Below are 25515 nucleotides of genomic sequence, written 5' to 3'. Positions count from 1 at the left end.
ACATCTCATGAATCTATATAAAAGCTTTTCTATAATACTACTCGCCTTTTTACTTCAGTCGCTTTCTGCGCAAACCCAAAACTTCATCATTATTTTTACCGATGACCAGGGCTACGAAGACCTCGGTTGTTTTGGCTCTAATAAGGTTAAAACTCCTAACATTGATAATATGGCTAAAGAGGGGCTTAAACTAACTAGCTTTTACGTAGCCTCATCTGTTTGTTCTCCATCACGAGCAGCATTGCTTACTGGCAGAATGCCTAAACGAGTTGGTGTTCCGGGTGTCTTATTCCCTCGTAAAAATGAAAAAGGGCTTTCGCCAGATGAAATAACCATAGCTGAACTATTAAAAGAAAAAGATTATGCCACTGCATTAGTCGGCAAATGGCATTTGGGTCACAAAAAAAAGTATCTCCCCCTCAATCAAGGGTTCGATTCATATTTTGGCATTCCATATAGTAACAATATGTCAGTGGCAGCAAATATTGATATCTCTCCAGATATTGTTTTTACCGAAAACTATAACCTCGAAGCGATGGAGGCAGATAGAGCCCTTGTTGATATAAAACAAAGCGCAGAACAAAAAGCACACTTAAAAAATAAACCTCCACTTATGAGAGGTAACGAAATTATTGAATACCCTTGTAATCAAGGTACCTTAACTGAACGCTACACAAACGAAGCCATCTCATTTATTACCGAGAATAAAGATCAACCCTTCTTCTTATATTTTGCACATTCTTTTCCACATGTACCCATATATGCAGGCGAAAAGTTTAAGGATTCAAGCGGCACCTCTCCCTTCTATGATGCCGTGCAAGAAATTGATTGGAGTGTTGGCGAAGTGCTTAATACGCTTAAAAAATTAGGTTTAGATGAAAATACAATAGTGGTATTTACTTCTGATAATGGCCCCAATAGTCATGGTTCAGCAAAACCTTTAAAGGGCCGTAAGTTTGATACTTACGAAGGCGGACAGAGGGTACCTGCCGTTGTATGGGCACCAAGCAAAATAAAGTCAGGTATTGTTAGTGATGAGATTGTTTCCTCACTCGACTTACTCCCAACATTTGCACATTATGCCAAAATACCATTGCCAAAAGATAGAACATACGATGGTTATAACATTTCTAAGTTTATTGAAGGCAAATCGAAAAAATCACCTCGCCAGGAGATGTATTTTTACGGTTCAAACTCTACAAAAGTTGACGGAATACGAATGGGTGATTGGAAATACGTAATCAATGGGTACAGAAAAACATCATGGAGAAAACTATCAGAAGAAGATTTAAAACCTAAGCTTTTCAATCTAAAAAACGACATCTCAGAATCGAAGAATGTAATCAGTCAGCATCCAGAGAAAGCAGAAGAACTCATTAAGCAAATGAATCAATTTGATGCTGATATAGATAAAGATATTTCTAAATAAGATTACAACTAATTAGCAATTCAAAATGAATAAAAAACATACCACAATTCTGCTATTCTTTCTAACATTGGGGATTCAAATTGTAGCTCAAAAACGCCCTAATATCATTCTGATAATGGCCGATGATATGGGCTATTCCGATATTGGATGTTATGGTGGCGAAATAAATACACCCAACTTGGATGAGCTCGCAGAGGGTGGTATTCGTTTTACTCAATTTTATAACAATGCAAGATGCTGCCCAACACGAGCAGCACTTTTAACTGGATTATACCCACATCAGGCAGGTGTTGGCGGAATGGTTGGTCATGGTCATGGCGACCTTAGCATAAATGCTGTTACCATTGCCGAGATTATGAAAACCAACGGTTATGCTACTTACATGACTGGGAAATGGCATGTAGCTGATTCTGATAACGGCGAAGACAAACACAATTGGCCTATCCAACGCGGTTTTGATAAATTTTTTGGTACCATAAAAGGTGTAGGAAGTTATTTCGATCCATATTCATTAAACTACAACAACGAAGCCGTTAAGCTAAAGCCAGAAGACAGCTTCTATTATACCGATGCTATTTCAGATTCTACGGTTTCATTTATTGATAACCATTTTCAGAATAACAAGCAATCACCTTTCTTCTTTTATGTAGCCTATACTGCTCCACACTGGCCATTGCATGCTTTGCCAAAAGACATCGAAAAATATGAAGGCGTGTTTAATAAGGGATGGGATGTTTTAAGGGAAGAAAGACTTGAGCGCATGAAAAACCTAGGTATTGTTCCCGAAAACGTAAAACTAAGTCCTCGAAATCCTCGTGCGAAAGCATGGAGCGCTACAGAAAATAAAAAGTGGGAATTACAGCGCATGATGACCTATGCAGCCATGGTTGATAATATGGATCAAGGCATTGGTCGCATCATCTCAAAACTTAAAAAAGAAGGCGAGTTTGACAATACATTGATCATGTTTCTTTCTGATAATGGAGGATGTGCAGAAACCTTAGAAGGCGTTGAACAGTGGGTGTCGAGCCGTGAAGTTTCTGTAACTATAGATGGCAAGAGAGTATATCCAGGTAATGATATAAATGTATTGCCAGGCCCTGCAACCAGTTATATGAGTTACGGACCAGCATGGGCAAACCTTAGCAATACTCCCTATCGTAGATTCAAAAAATCGGGTCACGAAGGTGGCGTTATTAGCCCTTTCATTATGCATTGGCCAATGCAAATTAAAGACAAAAATGCCCTAGCTAATGAAGTGGCTAGCATTATTGATGTTATGCCAACCATATTAGATGTCACTGAAACCAATTACCCTAATTCATATAAGGGGAATAAGATACAAGCTACTGAAGGTATCAGTATAATGTCCGTGTTAAATGGAAAAAAATTATTACGTGACGAATGGTTCATGGAACATGGCAGAAACAAAGCTTACCGAAAAGGCGATTGGAAAATAGCCTGGTCACGCCAAAAGGATGGACAAGAGTGGGAGCTCTTTAACCTAAAAGAAGATCCCACAGAGTTAAATAATTTAGCGTCCAAATATCCCGAAAAACATATAGAAATGATTGACCGTTGGTACGAGTGGGCAAAACGAGTAAAAGTGGTACACAAATAATTAAATGAGGTACATTAATGATCTTTTTTTAACGCAATACTGTTTTTATGAGCTTTGTATACTCAAAAAACATGAAGTGACATACAGCAATCTTTATTATTGATATTAATATAAATTCCAGAGTAATCTAAAGAATTATTCTCAGAAACTATAAATATAATATGACTTGAATATCTCCAAGCCTGCGGATGTATTCTAAGTTGGATCGTACCCGAATTTGCACGGGTAATTTATTTAATCTCTATCGATGAAACCGAAAAACGAATTTCTATGAAGTATGCAATTAATTCTAGTTTAGAAAGTGTCATTTCAAAAAATGAAAAAATGAACAGATACAAATACCTTATAACTATTAGTCTATTCCTATTTACAACAATGCTTCAGTCTCAAACGCAACCAAATATAATAATGATTTATGCGGATGACTTAGGTTGGAAAGATCTCAGTTGCACCGGCAGCGAATATTACGAAACCCCTAACCTGGATCTGTTGGCAAAAAACGGAATGCGCTTTACCCGAGCGTATGCTGCAGCTCCGGTATGTGCACCTTCAAGAGGAGCTTTACTCAGCGGAAGGTCACCTGCCAGAAATAAATATACCAATATATATAAATCAAAAAGTGCTCCCAATGATAGCCTTTATGACGTAAGCAAAGAAATTGGTTTAAACAACCAAACATTAGAAGCTAAACACAGACATACCCTTGGCAGTGAAGCAATACTAATTGCAGAACAACTTAAAAATGCGGGATATACTACAGGGTTTATTGGTAAATGGCACATTGGAATTTTAGATGGCTACAGACCTGAGCAAAGGGGATACGATTGGGCAGCGGGGTATTATAATAAAATAGATGTTCTTTTTGAAGATCACTATATCACGAATACTACAGACTTGGTTAATCTGCCCAATGCAAAACCAGGCGATTGGCGCGAGGATTGCTATGTAGAAGCAGCTTGTTCTTTTATTGAGGATAACAAAAGTAAACCTTTCTTTTTGAGTTACCACAGTTATTTAACACACGGACCGTTTGTAGGCAAAAAAGAATTGATAGGCAAATATGATAAAAAACTTAAAACCGACCAGAATAATCCAAAGTATGCTTCAATGGTGGAAGCCCTGGATGAAAGTGTAGGTAAAATTGTGGCTTATCTTAAACACTTAAAGTTGTTAAATAACACCTTAATTGTTTTTTCAAGCGACAATGGCGGATGTGGTGCAACATCGAACTACCCGCTAATGGGTGGCAAAACGTTTTCTTACGAAGGAGGATACCGTGTGCCACTTATTATGCATTGGCCCGATAAAATAAAAGGTGGAGCACTAAACCAAACACGAACCATTTCAATGGATTTGTATCCTACCTTTTTAGAGGTCGCCAATGCGCCCATAAATTCCGATTACATTATTGATGGAGTAAGCCTTGTAGGAGAAATTACACAAACAAGTAAACTTGCTAAGCGTCCCATATATTTTCACTTTCCGCACTATTCAAAAAATACATCTCCACACTCAAGTGTAATATATGATGGATGGAAATTAACCTTATTCTATAATGATGCCAAAGGGCGTTATGCGTTATTCAACCTTAATGACGATCCTGAGGAACAGAACGACAAATATTCAGACTTGCCTGAGAAAGTAAAAGAATTGGATAAAATGCTTCAAAATTACTTGGTAAGCGCAAATGCCGAGCTCCCAATTTATGCACATACTCCTGAGGGTAAAGACCTAATAGAACGCTATCATAATGGCAACATAATGGGAGATTCTGAAAATATTAGAGATAATGCCTCGCAAAAAAACAAAGAAAGTGGCCGTAAAAAAGCGCTAAACAAGCGCCTAACAGCTGAAAAAAATATACGTAAGGCACAGCTCTCCAATCCCACAATTACAGGTGGAAAGGCTCAGTAACTAGATATTACAATAAGTAAACCTGAGGATTTGCAAAACCAATACAATAATAATTGTACATAAATAACATTTATATGAAACAAGTATTAGTAATAACATCAATTATTTTATTTACCCTAATAGGTAAAGCCCAAGATCGCCCTAATATTATTTTTATCCTAACAGACGATCAATCCTATGGAATGATGGGATGTACAGGTAATAGCATTATTCAAACCCCTAACTTAGATAAGTTAGTAAACCAAAGTGTACTATTTACAAATGCTCATGTTAGCAGCCCTATATGTACACCTAGTAGAGTTTGTATGTTGCTAGGCCAATTCGAAAGAAAACATAGTGTGAACTTTAATTCAGCTACTAGCATTTCTGAGGAAGCATGGGAAAATTCGTACCCAGTACTAATGCGAAAGGCTGGATATTATACCGCTTACATAGGAAAAAACCATACCCCAATAGGCAAATTAGGTTATGAGAGTGGTATCGCCGAAAAAAGTTTCGATTATTGGTATGCCAGTCATGGGGGCGTATATTTTTATCCAAAAGAAAAAAGAGAAATATACAAAGATGCCATTGCTGATACGCAAGTAGAAATATTAGAGGAAGGCGTAGATCAATTTTTAGATCCTAATGCAAGACGATTAAAAGGAGCAATTAGCTTTTTAGATAACCGCCCGCAAGATAAACCCTTCTTACTAAATTTAAATTTCAATATTCCGCATGGTGCTTCTACCGGAGCTATGCGACAAAAGCCTACTGATGATGAAATATACCGAAGCTTATACCGAGATATGGAGATTCCCCTACCCGATAATTACATCGCTAAAGCGGATATAAAAAACCCTAAACTACCTGCAGATATCCATCATGCCAACGACCGCCAAACAGGCTATGATTACGTTAATACACCTGAAGATTTTCGAGAAAGATACATTCGTCAGATGCAATGTATTACAGGGGTTGATAGACTCGTTGGCAAACTCCGAAAAAAGCTAAAAGAGCTAAAAATTGATAAAAACACCATCATCATCTTCACCTCCGACCATGGTTTATTTATGGGCGAACATGGGCTTGGAGGTAAAGCTTTGTGCTACGAAAAAACCACACATGTGCCTATGTTTATCTACCATCCAAAACTAAAAAAAGGGTACAAAAGTGACGCCCTAGTACAAACTATAGATATCGCTCCAACCATACTATCCTTAGGTGGTCTTGATAAATCAGAAGCCATGCAAGGCAAAGATATTTCGGGGTTTATCGAAAACAAAAACACTTCAGTTCGCAAGTATCTATTTACAGAGAATTTATGGTCAACCACTTTTGGTAATCCAAGATGCGAATCGGTACAAACCAAAGAATGGAAATATATTCGATACTATAAAAACAATAATATTTCAGCTCAAGCTAAAATCAAACTCGCCAAGCAATATGGTATACATTTAAGAGAGATGTTGTATGAGGTTCACCCAAGTCAGTTTGCCGTTTATCGCAGCTTTATTGAAGGTCCGATCCAAGGTGAATCACCTGTCTACGAAGAATTGTACAACCTAAAAAATGATCCTAGCGAATGTGATAATCTTATTAATAATACATCCTATCAGGCTATTGCCGATGAATTAAGAAATGCTTGGAAAGATGAGATAACTAAAGCCCGAGGCAAGGGAAATCCAAAGATTGATATTTACACCAATATAAAATCTAAAATTTAATACTACACATGAAAAATCCGATACACAATTTTATTTTGCTGCTAACAATAGCAGTTTGTAGTGTTACTTCAACTGCACAGACCAACAATTTCATTATACATACCGACATGAATACAGGCGGTATCCAGAAAATTATGCACAAAAACGATAAGCATAAAATGAATTGGATATTTAATTGTGACGGTAGTGAGCTAGGCTGGTTTACACCAGAATTTGCTTGGGGACTTGGATTTGTAAAAATCGAGAAGGAAGGGAAACAAAAGGTCTATAAATGGAATTCGATCTCGGAGGTTTCTTTTGATAAAGGTAAAACCATTTACACTTACAATTTTCCTGATTTTACAATGAATATTTCTCGTTCATTTACAAGTGAAGGAGAGTTAATCGAAAAATTTGAAATAAATAATACCAGTAAGTTTGATTTAAAAGTACTTGATATGGGTATTTATACCCCATTGAAAGACTGGTATGAAGGTGGTGCTGAAAAATGTATGACTGAACGTTGTAATGCGCACGTTTGGGCCGGAGGATATAACTCATCATATGTTAATGCCATCCGCATGGGAACTGAGGCTCCACACCTTGGGCTTGTTGTTACCGAAGGTAGTATTCGCCATTATGAATTGGTAAACACTGCAACTATGCCTCGTAAAGTAGCAGGGTCAAACCTTCGCGGTGGTATCACATTAAAGGTAGAACCAACAATCATTAAAGCTGCAGATTCTTACGGATTAACTTGGAAAGTGTTTTGGCACGAAGGTTATGAAGACTTTTACTTAAAAGCTTTGCAAAGTGGAACAGTCATTGCCGAAGCTGACAAGTATTTTATCCCACTAAGAGAAACTGCAAAATTACGTTTCAAATCAGCAACTAAATTAGAGAATGTAAGTTGCAGTGTGGATGGAAAGCCTCTAAAACTAAAACAAACAGGCAATCTTATTACGGCAGATTACAAAGCAAAAAAAATTGGAAATAAAATTGTTACCCTGAATTACGGTGAGAAGAAAACGGTTATCAACTTGTATTTTTCTCTACCTACTGATGAACTATTACAAAAGCGCGTTGACTTTATCATTGATAAACAGCAAATGAAGGATAAATCTGATAGAAGATTTGGTGCATACATGGTTTATGATAACGAAACGAACGAAATTTATCAGAATATCCCTTTTAAGGTTGACCACGATGAGGGAGCGGAACGTTTAGGTATGGGCGTTGCTATTGCCAGTTGGTTACAGATGAACCCGCAAAAAAGCAAGAAGTATCAAAAATCACTCGAAGAATATTATCAGTTTGTTCGATACAAACTACAAACACCTGATTATAAGGTTTACTCTACTGTAGAACAGAATAAAAGACACAGAGGTTATAATTATCCTTGGGTAGCAGCATTTTACGCCGAGTTGTATCAACAAACCAAAAATCCGCTTTACATAAAAGATTGTTATTATACCATGCGAAAATGGTATGCAGAATTTGGGTACGATTTTTACGCCATTTGTGTACCAATCAAAAAAAGTGTTGATTACTTGCGCGAAGCTGGCTTTACTGCAGAAGCTGACACCCTGTTATATGACTTTAAAATGGTGGCAAAAGAATACGACAAAAATGGAATAAACTACCCACGTCATGAGGTGAATTACGAACAATCAATTGTGTCGCCAGCCGTGAACTTTTACCTCGAGTTATATCATATCACAAAAGACAAGCATTATTTAAAGGAAGGGGAAAAACATCTTGCACTACTTGAAGCTTTCAATGGGCAGCAACCCGATTATCATTTAAACGAAGTAGGCATCCGCCATTGGGATGGTTTTTGGTTTGGCAAACGCCAATCGTGGGGCGATACAATGCCACATTATTGGTCAGCACTTACCGGAAGAGCTTACATCCAGTACTATGTAGCCACAGGAAATGAAGACTATCTGCGCAGAGGTAAAATATGCCTCGAGAATAACTTATGTAACATCCGTAATAATGGCACAGGAGCATGTGCCTACCTCTATCCTGAAAAGGTAAATGGTGTGGAAGCTGAGTTCTACGACGAATTTGCCAATGATCAGGATTGGGCACTATTTTTCTTTTTAGAGATGAACGAAATATTAAAATAGAAGTAATCAACGGTTTATAAACAATGCTTTAGGTAGATTATTTATCACCCTCTTTTAGACTTGATATCTCCTTGCTATCCTATCAATATAAAACCGTTGAATTATTACAGTAAATGAAATTATATGAAAACACTATCAATTATCATCGCACTATTTTCAATAGCTTTTGGAAGTTTTGCTCAAAAAAACAAACAACCTAATGTCATTGTTATTTTAGCAGATGATTTGGGTACGGGAGATATATCGCACTATCGAAAAATGCATAGCGATACTATAATATTAGAAACTCCAAATATCGATCTGTTAGCAAACCAAGGGATGGTATTTACAAATGCCCACTCACCTGCTGCCTTATGTGCAACATCGCGTTATGCTATAATGACCGGAAATAGTTGCTACAGAAGTACTGCAGGCTGGGGCGTTTGGGGTGGCTATTCAAAACCTGTTATTCGAGAAAACCAACTTACCTTAGGTAGACTAATGAAACAAGCCAACTATAACACCGCTTTTATAGGTAAATGGCATATTGGCACGGGTTTCCCACAAAAGGATAATCCAGAGCATTTGTTTATTTCAAACCGACAAGAAAAAAGGAACCCTCGTGTACCTGTGGATATTACAAAAATTAAGATTGGCCCAAAGCAGTTGGGTTTTGATTACAGTCTTTCGCTTCCTGCAGGAATTCAGAATGTGCCTTATGCCATTTACGAAAACCACGAGTGGTTGAAGCTTAGAGAAAACTCAGAAATAAAAGTAATTGACCAAGATTATTATACAAAATTAGGTGTGGATCATTTCAATAAACCAGGTTGGGGCGATTCTAATTGGGATCCTAGTGAAATGGGGCCATTACTCGCTAAAAAAGGGGTTGAGTATATAGCTAAGCATGCAAAGCAGGAAAAACCATTTTTTATGTATTACTGCTCGCAGGCTGTACATACTCCTCATGCTCCTCCTGCTGAAATTAATGGTGTGAAAATTAAAGGATCAACCCCATCAAAGCACCTCGATATGGTAAAGGAATTAGATGAACAGGTTGGTTTGCTGATTAGGGAATTAAAAAAGCAAGGCATTCTTAATAATACGGTTATTGTTTTTACTTCCGACAATGGTGGCTTAGGGCCAGATATCGTTCCTGATTCTTATAAGGCAGGGCATCAACCTAGCGATATCTATCGCGGAGCAAAAAACTTGCCATACGAAGGTGGTCATCGCGTACCTTTTATTGTTTCGTGGCCTAAAGAAATAAAAAAGAAACAATCGTGCGACAAGCCAATAATAGGAATGGATATAATGGCTACGTTAGCAGCTATAACCCAGCAGAATATTGAAAAAACAGTAGCGCAAGATTCTCATAATTTAATGCCGGTACTTAAAAACGAGAAAGGGGCAAAAACACATGATTTCCTAATGATTCAGGGTGGAGCCGACAAAGAATATATCATCAACGATAAAGGTTGGAAACTCATCATGCAAGTCAATAAAAAAACAAAGGATTATTTAGATGTTCAACCCATCGGCCTCTTCAATATAAACAATAATATTACTGAAGAAGAAAGTGGAAATTTCATCAACAATCCTGAATATAAAAATAAAGTAGACGCTTTATTACGCAAGTATAAGAAAACTATAAAGAGTCAGGTTTATTTAGGAAGTCACTAATTATCACAGAATAAAAATAGTCAGATCTATTTAAAACATATCTACAGTAATGAATAAAATTGACAGAAGAAAGTTTTTAAAAAACACAGGAATTGTTGCAGCTGGAGCAATAGCAGTTCCAACAATAATTCCTGCATGTGCACGTGGAAAAAATGGACATACCGCTCCAAGTGATAGGATTGTGATGGCGGGAATTGGTCTTAATGGAAAAGGTAACGGCAACATAAAAGCGCTACTCAAGCAGAAAGGTGTTCAGTTTGTAGCTTTATGCGATTTGGATAAGGGTAAGCTAAAACGCTCTCAAGAAGCTATGTGGGAGTATACTAAAAATAAAGATGCCAGAGCATATACTGATTATAGAGAGTTATTAGCCAAGGAATCAATTGATGCGGTATGCATTGCTGTTCCTGATCATTGGCACGCACTTCTATATAAAAGTTTCGCAGAAAATAAAATTGATATTTATGGAGAAAAACCTTTGGTTAGAAAAATAGAAGAAGGTAAACAAGTTGTTAAGGCGGTACGAGACAATAATATTATTTTTCAAACAGGTAGCCAGCAACGAAGTATGAAACACTTTAGACATGCTTGCGAATTGGTTGCTAATGGTGTGCTTGGAAAAATTAAACACATAGAAGTTGGTATTCCTGATATGAAAGAGGAGATTGGCATACCAGAAATTCAACAGCCTCCAGCTGAGGTAGACTATAATTTCTGGGTGGGACCAGCCAAATTTCAAGAATACCGTGGCATATTGCATGGTCACTGGCGTTGGTTAAGAAACTATTCTGGCGGACAGTTAACCGATTGGGTAGGTCATCATCTGGATATTGCCCTATGGTCGATGGAGCATAACAATGCGGGTCCTGTTGAGATTTCAGGAGAAGCAACTTTCCGGGATAATACGATTTACGACGTTGCCTATTCTTTCGATATTCAAATGAAAATGGCCAATGGCATTCCAGTACGAATGTGCAGTGAATCAAAAACACCTCATAAACATGGTATTTGTTGGTATGGTGAAAATGGTTGGATTCATGCCAATCGCAAAGAAGGGTTAAAGGCCAGTAATCCTAATTTTTTAAAGGAGCTTATCCCTGAAAATGGTATTCATTTATATGAATCAAAAGGGCATGCTGGGAATTTTATTGAGTGTGTAAGGTCAAGAAAAGAACCTGTAGCTCCTGTAGAAGCAGGAAATCGTGCAATTACCGCAGGTTTATTGGGTGAGATAGCTTATATGACTGGAGAAACCTTGCATTGGAATCCTACAAAAGAAGAGCTCATTAACCCAAGTGCCGAAGCATTGGCCTTAACCGATCGTAAATACAGAGAACCTTGGAAACTTTAATCTGATAATATGCTGAATAAAATTATAATATTACAAGCACTGTTCTTCTTTTTTGTGCTATCAAGCAAAGCACAAGAGATTCCCAAACTAATGGAGATGGAACACGAAATGACTGAAGTTTGGGAACCAGAGGTAAAAGTCATTACTCCAGGAGATAAATACGGTGATGCGCCTTCGGATGCCATTATTTTGTTTGATGGAACTAACCTGGATGAGTGGGTTAATGAAAATGACAGTCTCCCACAATGGCCTGTGAAAAAGGGAGCGGTAACAGTTGTAAAAAGAGGGAAAGGTATTAAAGGGCCTGCTCTAATAAAAACCAAACGTAAATTTGGTTCAGTTCAACTGCATATAGAGTGGCGAACTCCTGCAAAAGTAAATGGTGATAGTCAGAAGAGAGGAAATAGCGGCGTTATATTTTGTGATGGCCAATACGAGGTTCAAATATTAGATAGTTACAATAATCGCACCTACAAAAACGGCCAGGCTGCCAGCATTTACAAGCAATATGCACCCTTAGTTAATGCTTGCAAAGGCCCGGGTGAATGGCAAACCTATGATATCATTTTTAAGGCACCTCATTTTAAGGAAGATGGCAATTATTTGGTTCCTCCGGTATTTACGGTTTTGCATAATGGCGTATTGGTGCAACATGCTGTGAAATTACGTGGGCCATGTGTATTTGTAGGAATTCCTGAATATCAAATCAAAAAACATGACAAAGGCTCTATCATACTTCAAAACCATGGAAAACCGGTTAGTTATAGGAATGTTTGGGTAAGAGAATTAACACTTTAAGAGGGAGCTTAAGTTAACACTAGTTTAAAAATTTCATTATCCTGATAAAGTTGATGTATAATATTTATGTGGAATTAAGGTCAAATTTCAAATTGAATAGTAAACGAATAGTTATCTCAAAAGATATAATTCGCGGTTTGACTGCAAAAAACAAAAAGCCCCAACTTTAGCACCCTACATTAAAACCTGTTATTCTCCATGTTTTTAATCAATTACTAAAACCTTTGTACAAACAGCATAAATAAGTTATCTGAATGAAAATAATTATCTACATACTTCTTCTTTTTTTTACTCCCCTTGTATTATTGGGGCAAGAAAAAGAACAAAATTGGCATATGCCCGATTTATCAACAGATTTTGAAACCTGTGCAGAAGGAACATTTATAGAATTGGAAGATTCAATTCCTATACGTGGTACATTATACCGTATTCGTGTACCCGAAAATTGGAACGGAACATTACTGAATGATTTAGATTATTACAAATCGGCTAATTCTCCGCGTAACCTTAAGCTATTAAAAATGGGCTATGCCTTATCCGGAACTAAACGCCGTCCTGGTCGAATGAAAGCTTATGATCCTGCCCATGAAATACATGACTTAATTTCGGTGCTAGATATTTTTGAAGTTAGCTTTGGTAAACCAGCCTATACAATTCAGTTAGGCTGCTCAGGCGGAGGAACGGTAACTATTGCCATGGCCGAAATTCATCCCGACAGGATAGATGGAGCTATTGCTTTATGCGGTGCTACAAGCCCTTGGATGGCGAATACCCATTTAGATGCGATGTTTGTTTTAAAGGCTCTGTTAGCTCCCGAACTTCCAATTGTTGATATTCCACTAAGAGGAAAAGAAACAGAACGGATAACCTTAGCTTGGAAGAAAGTGGTTGAGGAAGCCCAACAAACACCTGAAGGGCGAGCAAGAATTGCTTTGGCCATAACGATAGGTCAGTGGCCTGCTTGGGGTGGAAAAGGCAATGCTCCAGTTCAAAACCCCGACCCTAACAATACGGAAGAGTTACAATTAAGCATGTATTATAGTCTGCTTGGCTTACTTCCAAGTCGAGGTACTTTTGGTACAAACATGATTGAATTGGCGGCACCAGGCCAAATAAAATCTAACACAGGAGTTGATTACGCAGCGTTTTTCGATAATGGTGACGAGCTTTACAAAAACGCAGTTAAGCAATTATATAAAAATGCAGGGGTTAAACTTAAAGATGATCTTAATACGATAAATACCTCACCCCGTATTAAAGCCGATGCTTCTGCAAAACAATGGTGGAGTAAACCTGGGCGCACGCATATTGGCGAGCCAAAAATTCCATTTCTACGCATGAGTACAAGTGGCGATGGCTTGGTGTATCCTGCCATGGTAAAAGGCTACGAAGATTTAGTTGCCGAAAAAGGTTATTCTGAATTACTAAGAACTGCCTATGTAAAACGATGGGGGCATTGCACTTTTACTACGGGAGAATGGTTAGCAGCCATTGAAACAATGGTGAAACGACTAGAATCAGGTAAATGGCCAAGCACTGCACCCAAAGACATGAACAAACTCGCCAAAAAGTTAGATAAAAACTCAAAAGCTGAATATTTCAACTATAGAACTGTAAAAAAATATAACCGCACATGGTTGCCAAGTATTAATGACTTTGTTGGCGACGAAAATTAAAAAAATGAATATGTTTTACACAAGATTATTGCTAATACTACTCATTGCCTTTACTCAATTTACGCAAGCAGAGGCAGAAACCAAAACGGCCAACCCTAAAAATACAAACCAAATAGTTAATTGGATGAAGGATGGCAAAACAACTAAAATCATATTTCCGGCAGGAACTTATAACTTTAAATCTACCATAAGTCTCGAAAATAACAACCTTGTTCTTAAAGGAAGCGGAGCAGATAAAACCATCTTGAAATTAACATCTATAAAAAATTCACTTATTGATGCCAAGGGAAATAATGCGCAAATAAGTAATCTAACATTAGATGGAGCTAACAATCAAAAAACTTGGGGTAATCCAATATTCCGATTTAATAAAAGCAGAGGTCATCAATTTACCAACGTTCATTTTATTAATTCTAAATGGAATGCTATCTGCCCTATTTCGGGTTACCCTACTCACGGTTTAATGCTTAAAAATTGCCATTTTAAAAATATTAGTTTGCATGCTATTCATATTTTCAACAGAAATACCAACAATAGAAACGGACAAGTAATTGTTAAGGTAGATAAAATCGTTATTGATGGCTGCACCTTTCATGAGGGCTACCATAATGCAATTGCATCTGACAATGGTAACGACCGTGAAGATAGCGGAGATGGTACTGGCAGAAGGTATACTGAAAGCACAAGCCTCAGTGGAACTGAAATAAAAAACTGCCGATTCGAAAAAAGCACCCAATTCCAAATTGGAATGGTACAAACCAAAGATGTAATTATACGAAACAATGTATTTGAAGGGATGACGGATGATGCTGGAGGCGGTTGCCAACCTATTCATATGGAGCAATTCACCCATAACATTGAGATATACGACAACACATTTTCCATGTCTAATTCAGTATCACAACCTTATATGTATATTCATATAAATGGTACCGAGGGGCATAAACGTGTTACACAAGAACGTGCAAGTAGTACTTACCCAACATGGACATACAATGTGCATGGAGGTAACAAAAGACGTGCTTCAACTAAATGTGCCAAAGAAGGTCACATAAACAAAGACTGCAAACGTGATGTGCATGCATACGGTGCTCGTAATATCTATATTGCTGGGAATACCTTTAATGCATCAAGCAAAATTAAAAATTATTTCAGCGTTAACGAAGGTGAAAATATCCAAATTGGAACTAAAAAAGACGGTACCATATCACTCAATGATTTTAAGGGAGGTAATGCCAACACTCGCAAAATACATTTGGGAGGAAACGATGAAGGCACTGGTAATGTACTCATCAAAGCTGGTCAAAATATACTTCCTTCCAATGTTAGTGTTAAAGATGTATGCTTTGATTTACCGGCTGTACGTATTAAAAAACCAATTATAGTAGAAACAAGCGGTTCTGACTCTACAATCAAAGAAGTAGTGATCAATTAACACCTCGTTAATTCTAAAAACTACAATTACACCAATCTAAAAATAACATCTATGAAAACAAAAAATGCATGGTTCATATTTATTGCTTTTGCGGTCTGTTTTAGCACAAAAGCACAAATACAAACAGCTGATGTAAATAATATTAGCCAAATTATTAACTGGATGAAGGATGGTGTAACTACAAAAATTATTTTTCCAGCTGGCACTTATAACTTTACCTCAACCATAAGCCTCGAAAATGATGACCTTATTTTAGAAGGGAGTGGAATGGATGAAACAATTATTAAACTGGCTGCTGTGAAGAACTCTCTTATTGATGCTAAAGGCAACAACGCACATATAAGCAAACTCACCTTAGATGGAGGCCATAACCAGAAGAGCTGGGGAAATCCAATTTTCAGATTTAATAAAAGTAAAGGGCACTATTTTGAAGATGTGCTATTTACCAATTCTAAATGGATGGGTATTGCTGGAATTAACGCCTATCCCACTGATGGTTTAAAGCTGATTAGGTGTGAATTTAGCAACATTGATTTAATGTGTTTGCAAATCTTTAATCGCAATACCATCAAACGAGGAGGAGAAGTAATTGTATCGGTAGATAAAGTGATCATTGATGAATGTATCTTTCATGAAGGTTACGAAACAGGTATATCATCAGATAATGGAAACGACCGCGAAGATAGTGGCGATGGAACAGGAAGAAGATATACTGAAAGTACAAGTTTGAGTGGTACCGAAATTACCAATTGTATTTTTGATAAGAGTAAACAGTTTCATATTGCCATGGTACAGAGTAAAGATGTACTTATTCAAAATAATACCTTTTATGGTATGACTGATGATGCAGGAGGTGGTTGTCAGCCTATCCATATGGAGCAATTCACCCATAATATGGAAATATACGACAATACCTTTTACATGGATAACACTGTGGAGCAAAAGTACATGTATATCCATATAAATGGTACCGAAGGGCATAAACGTGTTACTCAACAACAGCCTAGTAATACTTATCCCACATGGACCTACAATGTGTATGGAAGTAATGAGCGCAGAGCAGATACTTCATGTGCCAAAGAAGGGCATATTAACAAAGATTGTAAACGAGATGTACATGCCTATGGCCCTAGAAATATTTATGTAGCAGGAAACACCTTTAATGAATCAACCAAAGTAAGTAACTACTTTAGTGCTAACGAAGGTGAAAACATTCAGATTGGAATTAAAAAAGATGGTACAGTATCCCTTAACAAATTCTTAGGAGGAGATGAAAACTCTGCTAAAATTCATTTGGGAGGGAACGATGAAGGTACGGGTGATGTGTTAATTAAAGCAGGTCAAAACGTTGTACCAAGCAATGTTGAAATTAAAGATGTGTATTTCGATTTACCTGCTATCAGACTGCAAAAGCCTATTGTAGTCGAAACAAAATCCGACGTATCAGTCACAAAAGTAAATCAGGAAGAGTGCTCATTTTATCCCAATCCATCTTCTGGTTCATTATCTTTTAAAAATACGATAAACATTAAATCAGTTCAAATTATCGATTTGTCTGGTAATAAACTGAAATTTTACACTAAGAGTGAACTCAGTAGTAATTTCTTGAAAATTAAAGATTTAAAACCTGGAACATATATGGTCAATATACTGCTAGAAAGCGGAGAACAAACTACTGAAAAGTTAATTATTAAGTATTAGAAATAATTATGGACAGAAGAACAGTTTTGAAACATATCACTCGCACCAACTACAAATGCTAAAGCGTGCAATTGATGCAATAAAAAAGTTAATTCAAATAGTTAAGTAAAATATTTTAATTCGGTAAAAATACACCTATGAAGAATACCATTATAGCAACATTTATCCTAGCACTTTTTAGTATAAATTCAATACACGCTCAAGTATCTAAAACAACCACTCCTCATAATTTTGATCCTACAAAAACCGAAGAGCTAAGAATTAGAAATGGCTTACCTAATTTCTTTCAAAAGCTAAAAGCTGGCGAAGATGTTAAAGTTGGATACATTGGTGGAAGTATTACCAATGGCGGATTGTGGCGTAGCAAATCTTTAAAGTGGTTAAAAAATGAATATCCTAAAGCCAACATCACCCAAATAAATGCTGCTATTGGAGGAACTGGCCCTGAGTATGGCGCATGTAGAATTAATAACCACTTGCTAATACATAAACCAGATATGGTTTTTATTGAGTACCGCGTAAACAATGGCGGAGCATATAAAGGACGAGCATTAGAAGGCCTTATTCCCCAAATATGGAAAGAAAATCCGAATACCGAAATATGCATAGTATATACCATATCTAAAGGTATGATTGCCGATATTCAAAAAGGAAATCAGACCAATGCGGGTAAAAATATGGAACCGGTGGCGAACCATTACGGTATTACATCTATCGATTTTGGTGTGGAAGTAGTAAAACTACTCAATGAAGATAAACTCGTTTTTAAAAAAGGAGATGGCCCTGCAAATGGTAAAATTATTTTCACCAAAGATGGAACCCACCCTCTTGAAGCCGGACATGATATCTATCGAGATGTTTTAGTACGTTCGTTAAAGAAAATAGAAAACTATGGTACGCCTGGAAAAAATGTAATACCAGCACCATCGCAAAAAAACATATTCTCGGGCGCTTCAATGGTTTCTGTCAGCAAAGCCAAGTTTTCCTCTAACTGGGAAAAGGTTGATTTAAGTAACGATATCGATATCAATGATGATTTAACAGACAAAAATGGAGGAAAAAGAACGCTATTTGACAAAGCAATGAAAACCACAATCATTGGTGAGAGCTTCACCTTTAAATGGGATGGTTTTATGCTAGGTCTTACTGCTCAATTAGAAGCCAAGGGTGATATTCAGGTAGAAGTAACAACCGATGGTGATACGCCTAGATTAGTTGATATAAAGTCACGAAGTGGAAAACCTCAATCTAAATACATATTCTTAAACGAAATAAAAGCTGGCTCACATACTACTACCATTAAGTTAGTAAAACTAGCTCCTGGAAAGGAATTTCAAATTGGTCAGTTTTTAGTGGTTGCTGAATAATTTTAATTATATAATTATGAAAAGAGCACTCTTAGGCATCCTATTATTAATCACCATTTTGGTAGATGCAAAAAATGTTAAGTTATATAACAATATTCGCATCCATAATAATACCGAATCTGTAGCTGTTACCTTTGCACAAAAAGCATTACAACAAGATTTTCAAAGAAGATTTGGAACTACAGAATCCCAAAGAACTACAATTGATATTATTTTAAATATCGATAAGGATTGGAATGTGTTTGACAAATTTAAAATTGAAATCGACAATGGTAAAGTTACCTTTACTGGTTCTGATGAATTGGGCTTACTTCATGGTATATATACTTTTTCTGAAGATTATTTAGGCATCGATCCATTTGTTTATTTCACAGATATCGTTCCTGAACCCGTAGCCTCTATAGCAGTTAAGGCAGGCACTATTACTTCTCAACCATACACATTTAAACATCGAGTATTTTTTGTTAACGATGAAGATTTAATTGTTGGGTTTCAGATGGAAAAACAAGAATATGGTTTTAACCTGGAATTTATGGAGCATTTTTTTGAAACTATGCTGCGCCTTAAAATGACAGGAGTTATTCCTTCAACATTAGTTTTAGCCGATGAATCTCACCTTAAACTGGCCTCTGATATGGGCTTATATATAGCACAGCATCATGCAGAACCAGTTGGAAGTGTACCATTATATTGGCCAAAGAATATTCCTTACTCATGGTCTACTCACAAAGAACATTTTGTGAAATTCTGGCGAGATGCCATTGAAAGACAAAAAGGTAAAAATGTAATTTGGACCCTTAATTTCAGAGGATATCTCGATGGTCCTTTTTGGAATGACGACCCAACAGTTTCGCATGATAGTCCATTAGCTGATAAAGCAAAAGTGGTTAATGAAGTAATACAAACCCAATACAATTTAATTAAAGAAATAACTGGTAACGAAACACCTTTAGTATGTGGCTATTTATGGGGTGAATTAGGAGGAATGTATCGCAAGGGTTTATTAAACTACCCTACACAAACAATGATTCTCTATTCCGACCAAGGATACGGAGCATTCCCTAAGGGCACGTGGGAATCTATAAAAAACAAAAACTTAGGAAAGGGTATTTATCAGCACGTTTCCTATCACAACCGTAAAACACATTTACGTATTAACACAATTCACCCCAATGTTCTGCATCGTGAAATGGATAAAGCAATCAGCCATGGCTTTACTGATATGATTGTGCTGAATGTGGGTAATTTTAAAGAGAAAATATTTGGCGTGCAGCAAATGGTAAATTACATGAATAATTTCGATAGCTATAAGGAATACGCATCCGGAGATTATTATTTCGATTGGTATGTTAACAATAAGTTTGACACCAGTTCGCCTGCCATTATTCAAAGCTATAAAGACTTCTTTTCGAATCAATTCGATTTAGGAGATCCTGAGCGTAAACCAGGTGATGAGTGGTTCTTCTTTTACGTGGAGCAACTATTAAACATGGCCTACCAGAAAGAATTCAACGACAAGTTTGTGAAGAAGGAATTTCCGGGCAATGGCCGAAAGGAGTTTCTAAAACTTAAAGATTTTCATTCGAAGATGAACTTTATTCTTGAAGCTTATAAGGAAGTTTACCTTTCTGCCGAATCTAAATGGGCAGTGTCAGTACAGCATACTTTTAATGCTCAAAGCACATTGACTGGTGGAAAATTAAACTTTTATAATGTTGACATGGCATTACCTACTGAGAAAATGTTTCACTTAACCTCAATGGCTGGTGATTTTACGGAATCCTTGAATTACTACCTCAATAAAGAATATCATAAAAGTCAATTGGCTGCATATGCAGCTTTGGAACATGCCAGAAAAGCCAATTCAATTGAAACAAAAATAGAACAAAGTGGCTCTGGCAAATTCAAAGATTGGTATCGCTGGGATGAAACTGCTTTAACATATAGAATTGAGGAGGTATTAGAAAATTATATAGCACACGTAAAAGATCTTAAGTACTTCAACTTAGAGTATAAAAACCGCAATAGCAAAACTCCAGGCATTCAATATAAATACCAGCCCTTCTTTGAAAGCGAGTATCAAAAGGAGCTTATTTATATGGAAAATGCAGAATAGAAGGGTCTAAACTATTTCTATAGACCGTTATATTTTTAGATAAGGTTAAATTTTAAATCGAATATACACACTTAAAAAATGAAGAACTCTTTTTTACACATCGTACTATTTTTATTAATTAGCATTGGTGCTCAGGCAGAAGTAAAAGTAGCCAATATATTTGGCAACAAAATGGTACTGCAACGCAATCAGCAAAACTCAATTTGGGGTACTGCCGATAAAAAAGAAACCGTCAAAGTAACAATTGCCGGCCAAGTGCATACTGCAACAACTGACAAAAATGGCAAATGGAAGATTAAGCTTGATCCGATGAAAGCTAGCGGCCCTTTTATCATGACCATCGAGGGCAAAAAGAACAAAATCACTTTTGAGGATATTCTGGTTGGTGAAGTCTGGATTTGTACAGGTCAGTCAAATATGCAGTGGAGCGTTGAAAACTCAAACCATTCCGACCTAGAACTACTTGCAGCAGACTTTCCTGAAATCAGATTATTCTCTATTCCTTTGGTAGGAAGCCCTGAACTACAAACCGAAATTAGAGATTCTTCATGGTATGCATGTACACCTGAATCATTACCTAAGTTCTCGGCAGCAGGGTATTTCTTTGGTAAACAATTACACCAAATACTAGATGTCCCTGTTGGCTTAATTAATGCTTCGTGGGGAGCATCTTCTCTAGAAACATGGATTCCTCGTGATGCCATTGAAGAAAACTATGAGCATAAGGAGTTTTTGGAAGATTGGGATTGGAGAATTTCTCAATTCTCCGACCAAATGATCGTCGATTCCAAGAAAAAATACAAAGCCTGGGAAGAGGCGGGAAAACCGGGTAAGAAAATATTTCCACCTCGCGACATTCGCACAGCACAAAATAGACCAGCCAATGGTTACAACGGAGTAATTCACCCTGTTGTGGGTTATGGAATGAAAGGTTCAATATGGTGTCAGGGTGAAAGTAACCTTGGCCGAGGCGACCAATACAGCGATTTATTTCCAATACTGATTAACACGTGGCGTGAACGATGGCAGCTGGGTAATTTTCCTTTTTATTGGATTCAAATTGCGAGCATGAAAGAACCCGATATAGAGCCAAAAAATAGTTCATGGGCTGAACTGCGTGAGGGAATGTCTAAAACCCTTTCATTACCGAACACTGGTGAAGTAGTATCTATGGATGTAGGTGAAAGCAACGACATCCACTACCGCAACAAACAAGAAATGGGTAAGCGCTTAGCGCGCTTGGCTTTAGATGAAACTTACGGATATGATATTGTAGGTAAAAGCCCTCGTTATCAATCTATGGAAATTAAAAATAATAAAATCATCATCACCTTTAAAAATGTAGATAAAGGTTTATATGCTTTTAATTCGAATACTATCAAAGGTTTTGCAATTGCTAGCTCCGATCAGAAGTTCGTTTGGGCCGACGCTAAAATTATCAACAAAAATCAAGTAGAGATATCTTCTGATAAAATCAAGAATCCGGTAGCGGTTCGCTACGCTTGGTCTGATATGCCACAGAGCAACCTTTACGACCGAAATAGTTTACCCGTAGCTTGTTTCAGAACCGATAATTGGCCCATTGCCTCGGAAAGTAAAATAAAAGCACAGTATCGTTATCAATTTGACCACTCTAAAAAATAATATTGATATATAGCTTATAAAATCAATTTAAATGAGAACTGTTCGATATAAAATATTGTTTACTATGGGGCTTGTACTGTGCACACAGCTAGTCCCTGCGCAAACAAATAGAATTTTGGTACCTAAACAAGCCAATAATTATATTAAAATTTATCAACCGAAGGGCGACTACTTTTTTGGTCCCGATACCAAAGAATTAAAAGAAGGCGAATGGTATGAAAGATGGATTCCTAATGATCATTGTTTTGTAAAACATAACGATGGCTTGTGGCACATATTTGGAATTACCCATCCATATACCGACCCTAAGTTAGGCAATATTCACCAAGGAGAATATGCTTCCTTTCATGCAGTTTCTAAAGTAACAGACTTTAAAAAATCTGTTGAGATAGATCACTATGCTGATAAGGCCAAAATACTTCCTCCCAAAGAACGACCAGGTGAGATCAACGCTAATCATGCCCCTTACATTGTAAAAAAAGAAGAGCTTTATTATATGGTTTATGGCCATAGCCCCATACGCTTAGCCACTTCTCCTGATCTGTTTAACTGGACACCACGAGGTACTTTATTCGAAGAAGAATTAGGTGCTCGTGATCCTAACCTAATTCTATACAAAGGTATTTATTATATAACTTATTGTTCAGAAAAGTGCGTACGCATGCGAAGTTCTAAAGACTTAATACAGTGGAGTGAGGCAAAAACCATTTTAACTACCAATGATTTTGATCCAGAATCTCCTTCAGTAATCTTTTATAACAATACCTTTTATCTTTTTGTATGTTCTTGGCAAAAAGGACAATGGGATCGTGTAAGTTTAATGGGTGCCTACACCCATAATGCTCATGTTTATGCTTCAGATAATATCAACAACTTTGGAACTGATAACGAAAAGGAAATAACCATATTAAAAGCACATGCACCAGAAATATTCCAAGGCGAAGATGGTCAATGGTACATCTCAAGCGTTGTATACCCTGATATGGGTGTAAGTGTTGACAAACTTTTTTGGGTAGAGCAAAGTGAAAAATAACTAAAAATAAAATCGATTTAAAACTATACTTCAAATGAAACATATTACTTTTTTACTAGTCTTATTATTGTTTGCAATAGTCAGCTTTTCTCACGCTGCTGAGAATAAAAAACCTAATGTAATTTTAATAATCACCGACGACCAAGGCTATGGCGATGTGGCAGCATTAGGTAATAAAATTATTAAAACGCCAAACATGGATAAACTCCACAACGAGGGCGTTCGCTTAACCAACTTCCATGCAGGAACCACGTGTGCACCCAGTCGTTCTGGTTTAATGACTGGTGCCGAAGGTAACAGAGCTGGGGTATGGCATACCATTGGTGGATGCAGTTTAATGCGCGAAAAATTCACCATTATGCCCCAAGTGTTTAAACAGAATGGATATAATACTGCCATGTTTGGAAAATGGCACTTGGGTGATGAATATCCTTACAGACCCGAAGATAGAGGGTTTGATGAAACGGTAGCACATGGTGCTGGTGGTGTTGGGCAAACTCCTGACTATTGGAACAACGACTACTTTGACGATACCTATTGGCATAACGGAACCCCTCAGAAATACGAAGGCTATTGTACTGATGTGTTCTTTTCTGAAGCCATTGAATTTATTGAGAATAAAAAAGATGAACCATTCTTTGTTTACATCTCGCCAAATGCACCTCATGGCCCTTATAATGTTCCTGAAGAATACTTCAACAAGTATAAAAAAGAGAAACTTTTAAACGAAACTCAAAAAGCTTATTATGGGATGATTACAAACATTGATGATAACATAGGCTTATTAGAGAAAAAGCTTGATAAACTAGGAATAAAAGACAATACAATCCTGATTTTCACAACAGATAATGGTGCAGCATATCATACAATTAAGGATGGTAAAAGCAAGTATATATATAATGCTGGTATGAATGGTTATAAGGGCTCACCATACGAGGGCGGACACAGAGTTCCTTTCTTTATCAGATGGGAAGATGGAAAAATAAAAGGTGGGTACGATGTAAACCAATTGGCCATGAATTTTGACATATTACCAACCCTTGTTAGCTTATGCGGATTAAACAACCACCCAAACACAGGGCGTGATGGACGAGACTTAGCTCCACTGATGCGCCAAGAAATAAAAGATTGGTCACATCGTTATTGTGTGGTAGATAACAATCGTATTCAGCAACCCGAAAAATGGCGTCAATGTGCAGTAATGGATGATAACTGGCGTTTGATTAACGGAAAGAAACTATACGATTTAAGTAAAGATCCTGCTCAGAAAACTGACATTGCTAAAAAGTATCCCTCAAAGGTGAAAGAAATGCGTGCAGCATACGAACAATGGTGGTCATATACTTCTCGAGAATTTGGACGCTTTGAAGCCTATAAAATTGGAGCTCCTCATCAAACAGATTATACATTAACAGCCCACGATTTACATACATTTTCTCCTGTAACTTGGAGTCAAACATATATCAGAAACCCATACGAAGGAAAGAAACCTGCATTAGGTACAGGATATTGGATGGTTGATATACAGCAAGAAGGTGAATACGAAATTGAATTACGCAGATGGCCTAAAGAATCTGATTTAGCTTTTACAGATACCGTTCCGGTATTGGGCACAAAATTACCCTGGTACGAAACACGCCCTGCAGGGGTAAAGCTAAACATAAATAAAGCCATATTAGATATTGAAGGAATTCACATGGAAGAAAACGTTGATATGAATGCAAACAATGTAAGCTTTAAAGCATATCTGTGCGAAGGCCGTCAACGCCTAGAGGCTAATTTCATAGGAGAAGATGCTATCAAATTTTCGGCCTTTTATGTTTATATAAAAAAAACAAACTAGATAATTAAATACATGGCATCTGGTAATGTTTTACAATGAATAATTACCAGATGCCTTATAAGATATTGATTGAATAAATCTCTAGAATCTTATATGAACACATCTCAA

General features: G+C 37.0%; 16 protein-coding genes. All 16 read left to right on the top strand.

Annotation, left to right across the window (positions count from 1 at the left end; all coding sequences use genetic code 11):
• Positions 1-7 precede the first annotated feature (7 nt).
• Positions 8-1429, top strand: a complete 1422-nt coding sequence (locus A8B35_RS02415) for a sulfatase family protein (RefSeq protein WP_075601853.1) — start codon at positions 8-10, stop codon at positions 1427-1429.
• Positions 1430-1454: 25 nt separating this feature from the next.
• Complete coding sequence (locus A8B35_RS02410; protein ID WP_075601852.1) at positions 1455-3050, top strand: arylsulfatase; 1596 nt, start codon at positions 1455-1457, stop codon at positions 3048-3050.
• Between the two features lie 324 nt (positions 3051-3374).
• On the top strand, positions 3375-4964 hold the full coding sequence (locus tag A8B35_RS02405; protein WP_171973139.1) for a sulfatase: 1590 nt from the start codon (positions 3375-3377) through the stop codon (positions 4962-4964).
• Between the two features lie 74 nt (positions 4965-5038).
• On the top strand, positions 5039-6670 hold the full coding sequence (locus A8B35_RS02400) for a sulfatase-like hydrolase/transferase (RefSeq protein WP_075601850.1): 1632 nt from the start codon (positions 5039-5041) through the stop codon (positions 6668-6670).
• An 8-nt stretch (positions 6671-6678) separates the two neighbouring features.
• Positions 6679-8781 (top strand): glycoside hydrolase family 88 protein, encoded by a 2103-nt coding sequence (locus A8B35_RS02395; protein WP_075601849.1) that lies wholly within the window; start codon positions 6679-6681, stop codon positions 8779-8781.
• A 123-nt stretch (positions 8782-8904) separates the two neighbouring features.
• The gene (locus A8B35_RS02390; RefSeq protein ID WP_075601848.1) at positions 8905-10443 is read left to right on the top strand and encodes a sulfatase family protein; all 1539 of its coding nucleotides are present in this window, start codon (positions 8905-8907) and stop codon (positions 10441-10443) included.
• Between the two features lie 49 nt (positions 10444-10492).
• Positions 10493-11794 (top strand): Gfo/Idh/MocA family protein, encoded by a 1302-nt coding sequence (locus tag A8B35_RS02385; RefSeq protein WP_075601847.1) that lies wholly within the window; start codon positions 10493-10495, stop codon positions 11792-11794.
• A 9-nt stretch (positions 11795-11803) separates the two neighbouring features.
• Entirely contained in the window at positions 11804-12592 is a 789-nt protein-coding gene (locus A8B35_RS02380; protein WP_075601846.1) for a 3-keto-disaccharide hydrolase, read from the top strand.
• A 254-nt stretch (positions 12593-12846) separates the two neighbouring features.
• Entirely contained in the window at positions 12847-14268 is a 1422-nt protein-coding gene (locus tag A8B35_RS02375; RefSeq protein ID WP_075601845.1) for an alpha/beta fold hydrolase, read from the top strand.
• 10 nt (positions 14269-14278) lie between these two features.
• Positions 14279-15703 carry a right-handed parallel beta-helix repeat-containing protein gene (locus tag A8B35_RS02370; RefSeq protein WP_075601844.1) on the top strand — a complete coding sequence of 475 codons (1425 nt, stop codon included), beginning with the start codon at positions 14279-14281 and terminating at the stop codon, positions 15701-15703.
• A 51-nt stretch (positions 15704-15754) separates the two neighbouring features.
• Entirely contained in the window at positions 15755-17404 is a 1650-nt protein-coding gene (locus A8B35_RS02365) for a T9SS type A sorting domain-containing protein (RefSeq protein ID WP_075601843.1), read from the top strand.
• Positions 17405-17541: 137 nt separating this feature from the next.
• Complete coding sequence (locus tag A8B35_RS02360; RefSeq protein WP_075601842.1) at positions 17542-18771, top strand: SGNH/GDSL hydrolase family protein; 1230 nt, start codon at positions 17542-17544, stop codon at positions 18769-18771.
• A gap of 16 nt (positions 18772-18787) precedes the next feature.
• A complete protein-coding gene (locus A8B35_RS02355) occupies positions 18788-20887 on the top strand; it encodes a glycosyl hydrolase 115 family protein (RefSeq protein ID WP_075601841.1) in 2100 nt (699 codons plus the stop codon).
• A 78-nt stretch (positions 20888-20965) separates the two neighbouring features.
• Entirely contained in the window at positions 20966-22531 is a 1566-nt protein-coding gene (locus A8B35_RS02350) for a sialate O-acetylesterase (RefSeq protein ID WP_075601840.1), read from the top strand.
• Positions 22532-22562: 31 nt separating this feature from the next.
• Positions 22563-23564, top strand: coding sequence for a family 43 glycosylhydrolase (locus tag A8B35_RS02345; protein ID WP_083634273.1), 1002 nt, complete (start codon positions 22563-22565; stop codon positions 23562-23564).
• Between the two features lie 34 nt (positions 23565-23598).
• A complete protein-coding gene (locus A8B35_RS02340; RefSeq protein ID WP_075601838.1) occupies positions 23599-25407 on the top strand; it encodes an arylsulfatase in 1809 nt (602 codons plus the stop codon).
• Positions 25408-25515 lie beyond the last annotated feature (108 nt).

It is taken from the genome of Saccharicrinis aurantiacus, assembly GCF_001660705.2.
Taxonomy (GTDB): Bacteria; Bacteroidota; Bacteroidia; order Bacteroidales; family Marinilabiliaceae; genus Saccharicrinis; species Saccharicrinis aurantiacus.
This window is presented reverse-complemented; position numbering and strand designations above follow the sequence as displayed.

Excerpts from the sequence above, each read along its gene's own strand:
- A8B35_RS02370 (WP_075601844.1), top strand. The coding sequence starts at position 14,279 with ATGTTTTACACAAGATTATTGCTAATACTACTCATTGCCTTTACTCAA.
- A8B35_RS02360 (WP_075601842.1), top strand. The coding sequence starts at position 17,542 with ATGAAGAATACCATTATAGCAACATTTATCCTAGCACTTTTTAGTATA.
- A8B35_RS02340 (WP_075601838.1), top strand. The coding sequence starts at position 23,599 with ATGAAACATATTACTTTTTTACTAGTCTTATTATTGTTTGCAATAGTC.
- A8B35_RS02405 (WP_171973139.1), top strand. The coding sequence starts at position 3,375 with ATGAACAGATACAAATACCTTATAACTATTAGTCTATTCCTATTTACA.
- A8B35_RS02345 (WP_083634273.1), top strand. The coding sequence starts at position 22,563 with ATGAGAACTGTTCGATATAAAATATTGTTTACTATGGGGCTTGTACTG.
- A8B35_RS02395 (WP_075601849.1), top strand. The coding sequence starts at position 6,679 with ATGAAAAATCCGATACACAATTTTATTTTGCTGCTAACAATAGCAGTT.
- A8B35_RS02350 (WP_075601840.1), top strand. The coding sequence starts at position 20,966 with ATGAAGAACTCTTTTTTACACATCGTACTATTTTTATTAATTAGCATT.
- A8B35_RS02365 (WP_075601843.1), top strand. The coding sequence starts at position 15,755 with ATGAAAACAAAAAATGCATGGTTCATATTTATTGCTTTTGCGGTCTGT.
- A8B35_RS02410 (WP_075601852.1), top strand. The coding sequence starts at position 1,455 with ATGAATAAAAAACATACCACAATTCTGCTATTCTTTCTAACATTGGGG.
- A8B35_RS02375 (WP_075601845.1), top strand. The coding sequence starts at position 12,847 with ATGAAAATAATTATCTACATACTTCTTCTTTTTTTTACTCCCCTTGTA.
- A8B35_RS02415 (WP_075601853.1), top strand. The coding sequence starts at position 8 with ATGAATCTATATAAAAGCTTTTCTATAATACTACTCGCCTTTTTACTT.
- A8B35_RS02385 (WP_075601847.1), top strand. The coding sequence starts at position 10,493 with ATGAATAAAATTGACAGAAGAAAGTTTTTAAAAAACACAGGAATTGTT.
- A8B35_RS02355 (WP_075601841.1), top strand. The coding sequence starts at position 18,788 with ATGAAAAGAGCACTCTTAGGCATCCTATTATTAATCACCATTTTGGTA.
- A8B35_RS02400 (WP_075601850.1), top strand. The coding sequence starts at position 5,039 with ATGAAACAAGTATTAGTAATAACATCAATTATTTTATTTACCCTAATA.
- A8B35_RS02390 (WP_075601848.1), top strand. The coding sequence starts at position 8,905 with ATGAAAACACTATCAATTATCATCGCACTATTTTCAATAGCTTTTGGA.
- A8B35_RS02380 (WP_075601846.1), top strand. The coding sequence starts at position 11,804 with ATGCTGAATAAAATTATAATATTACAAGCACTGTTCTTCTTTTTTGTG.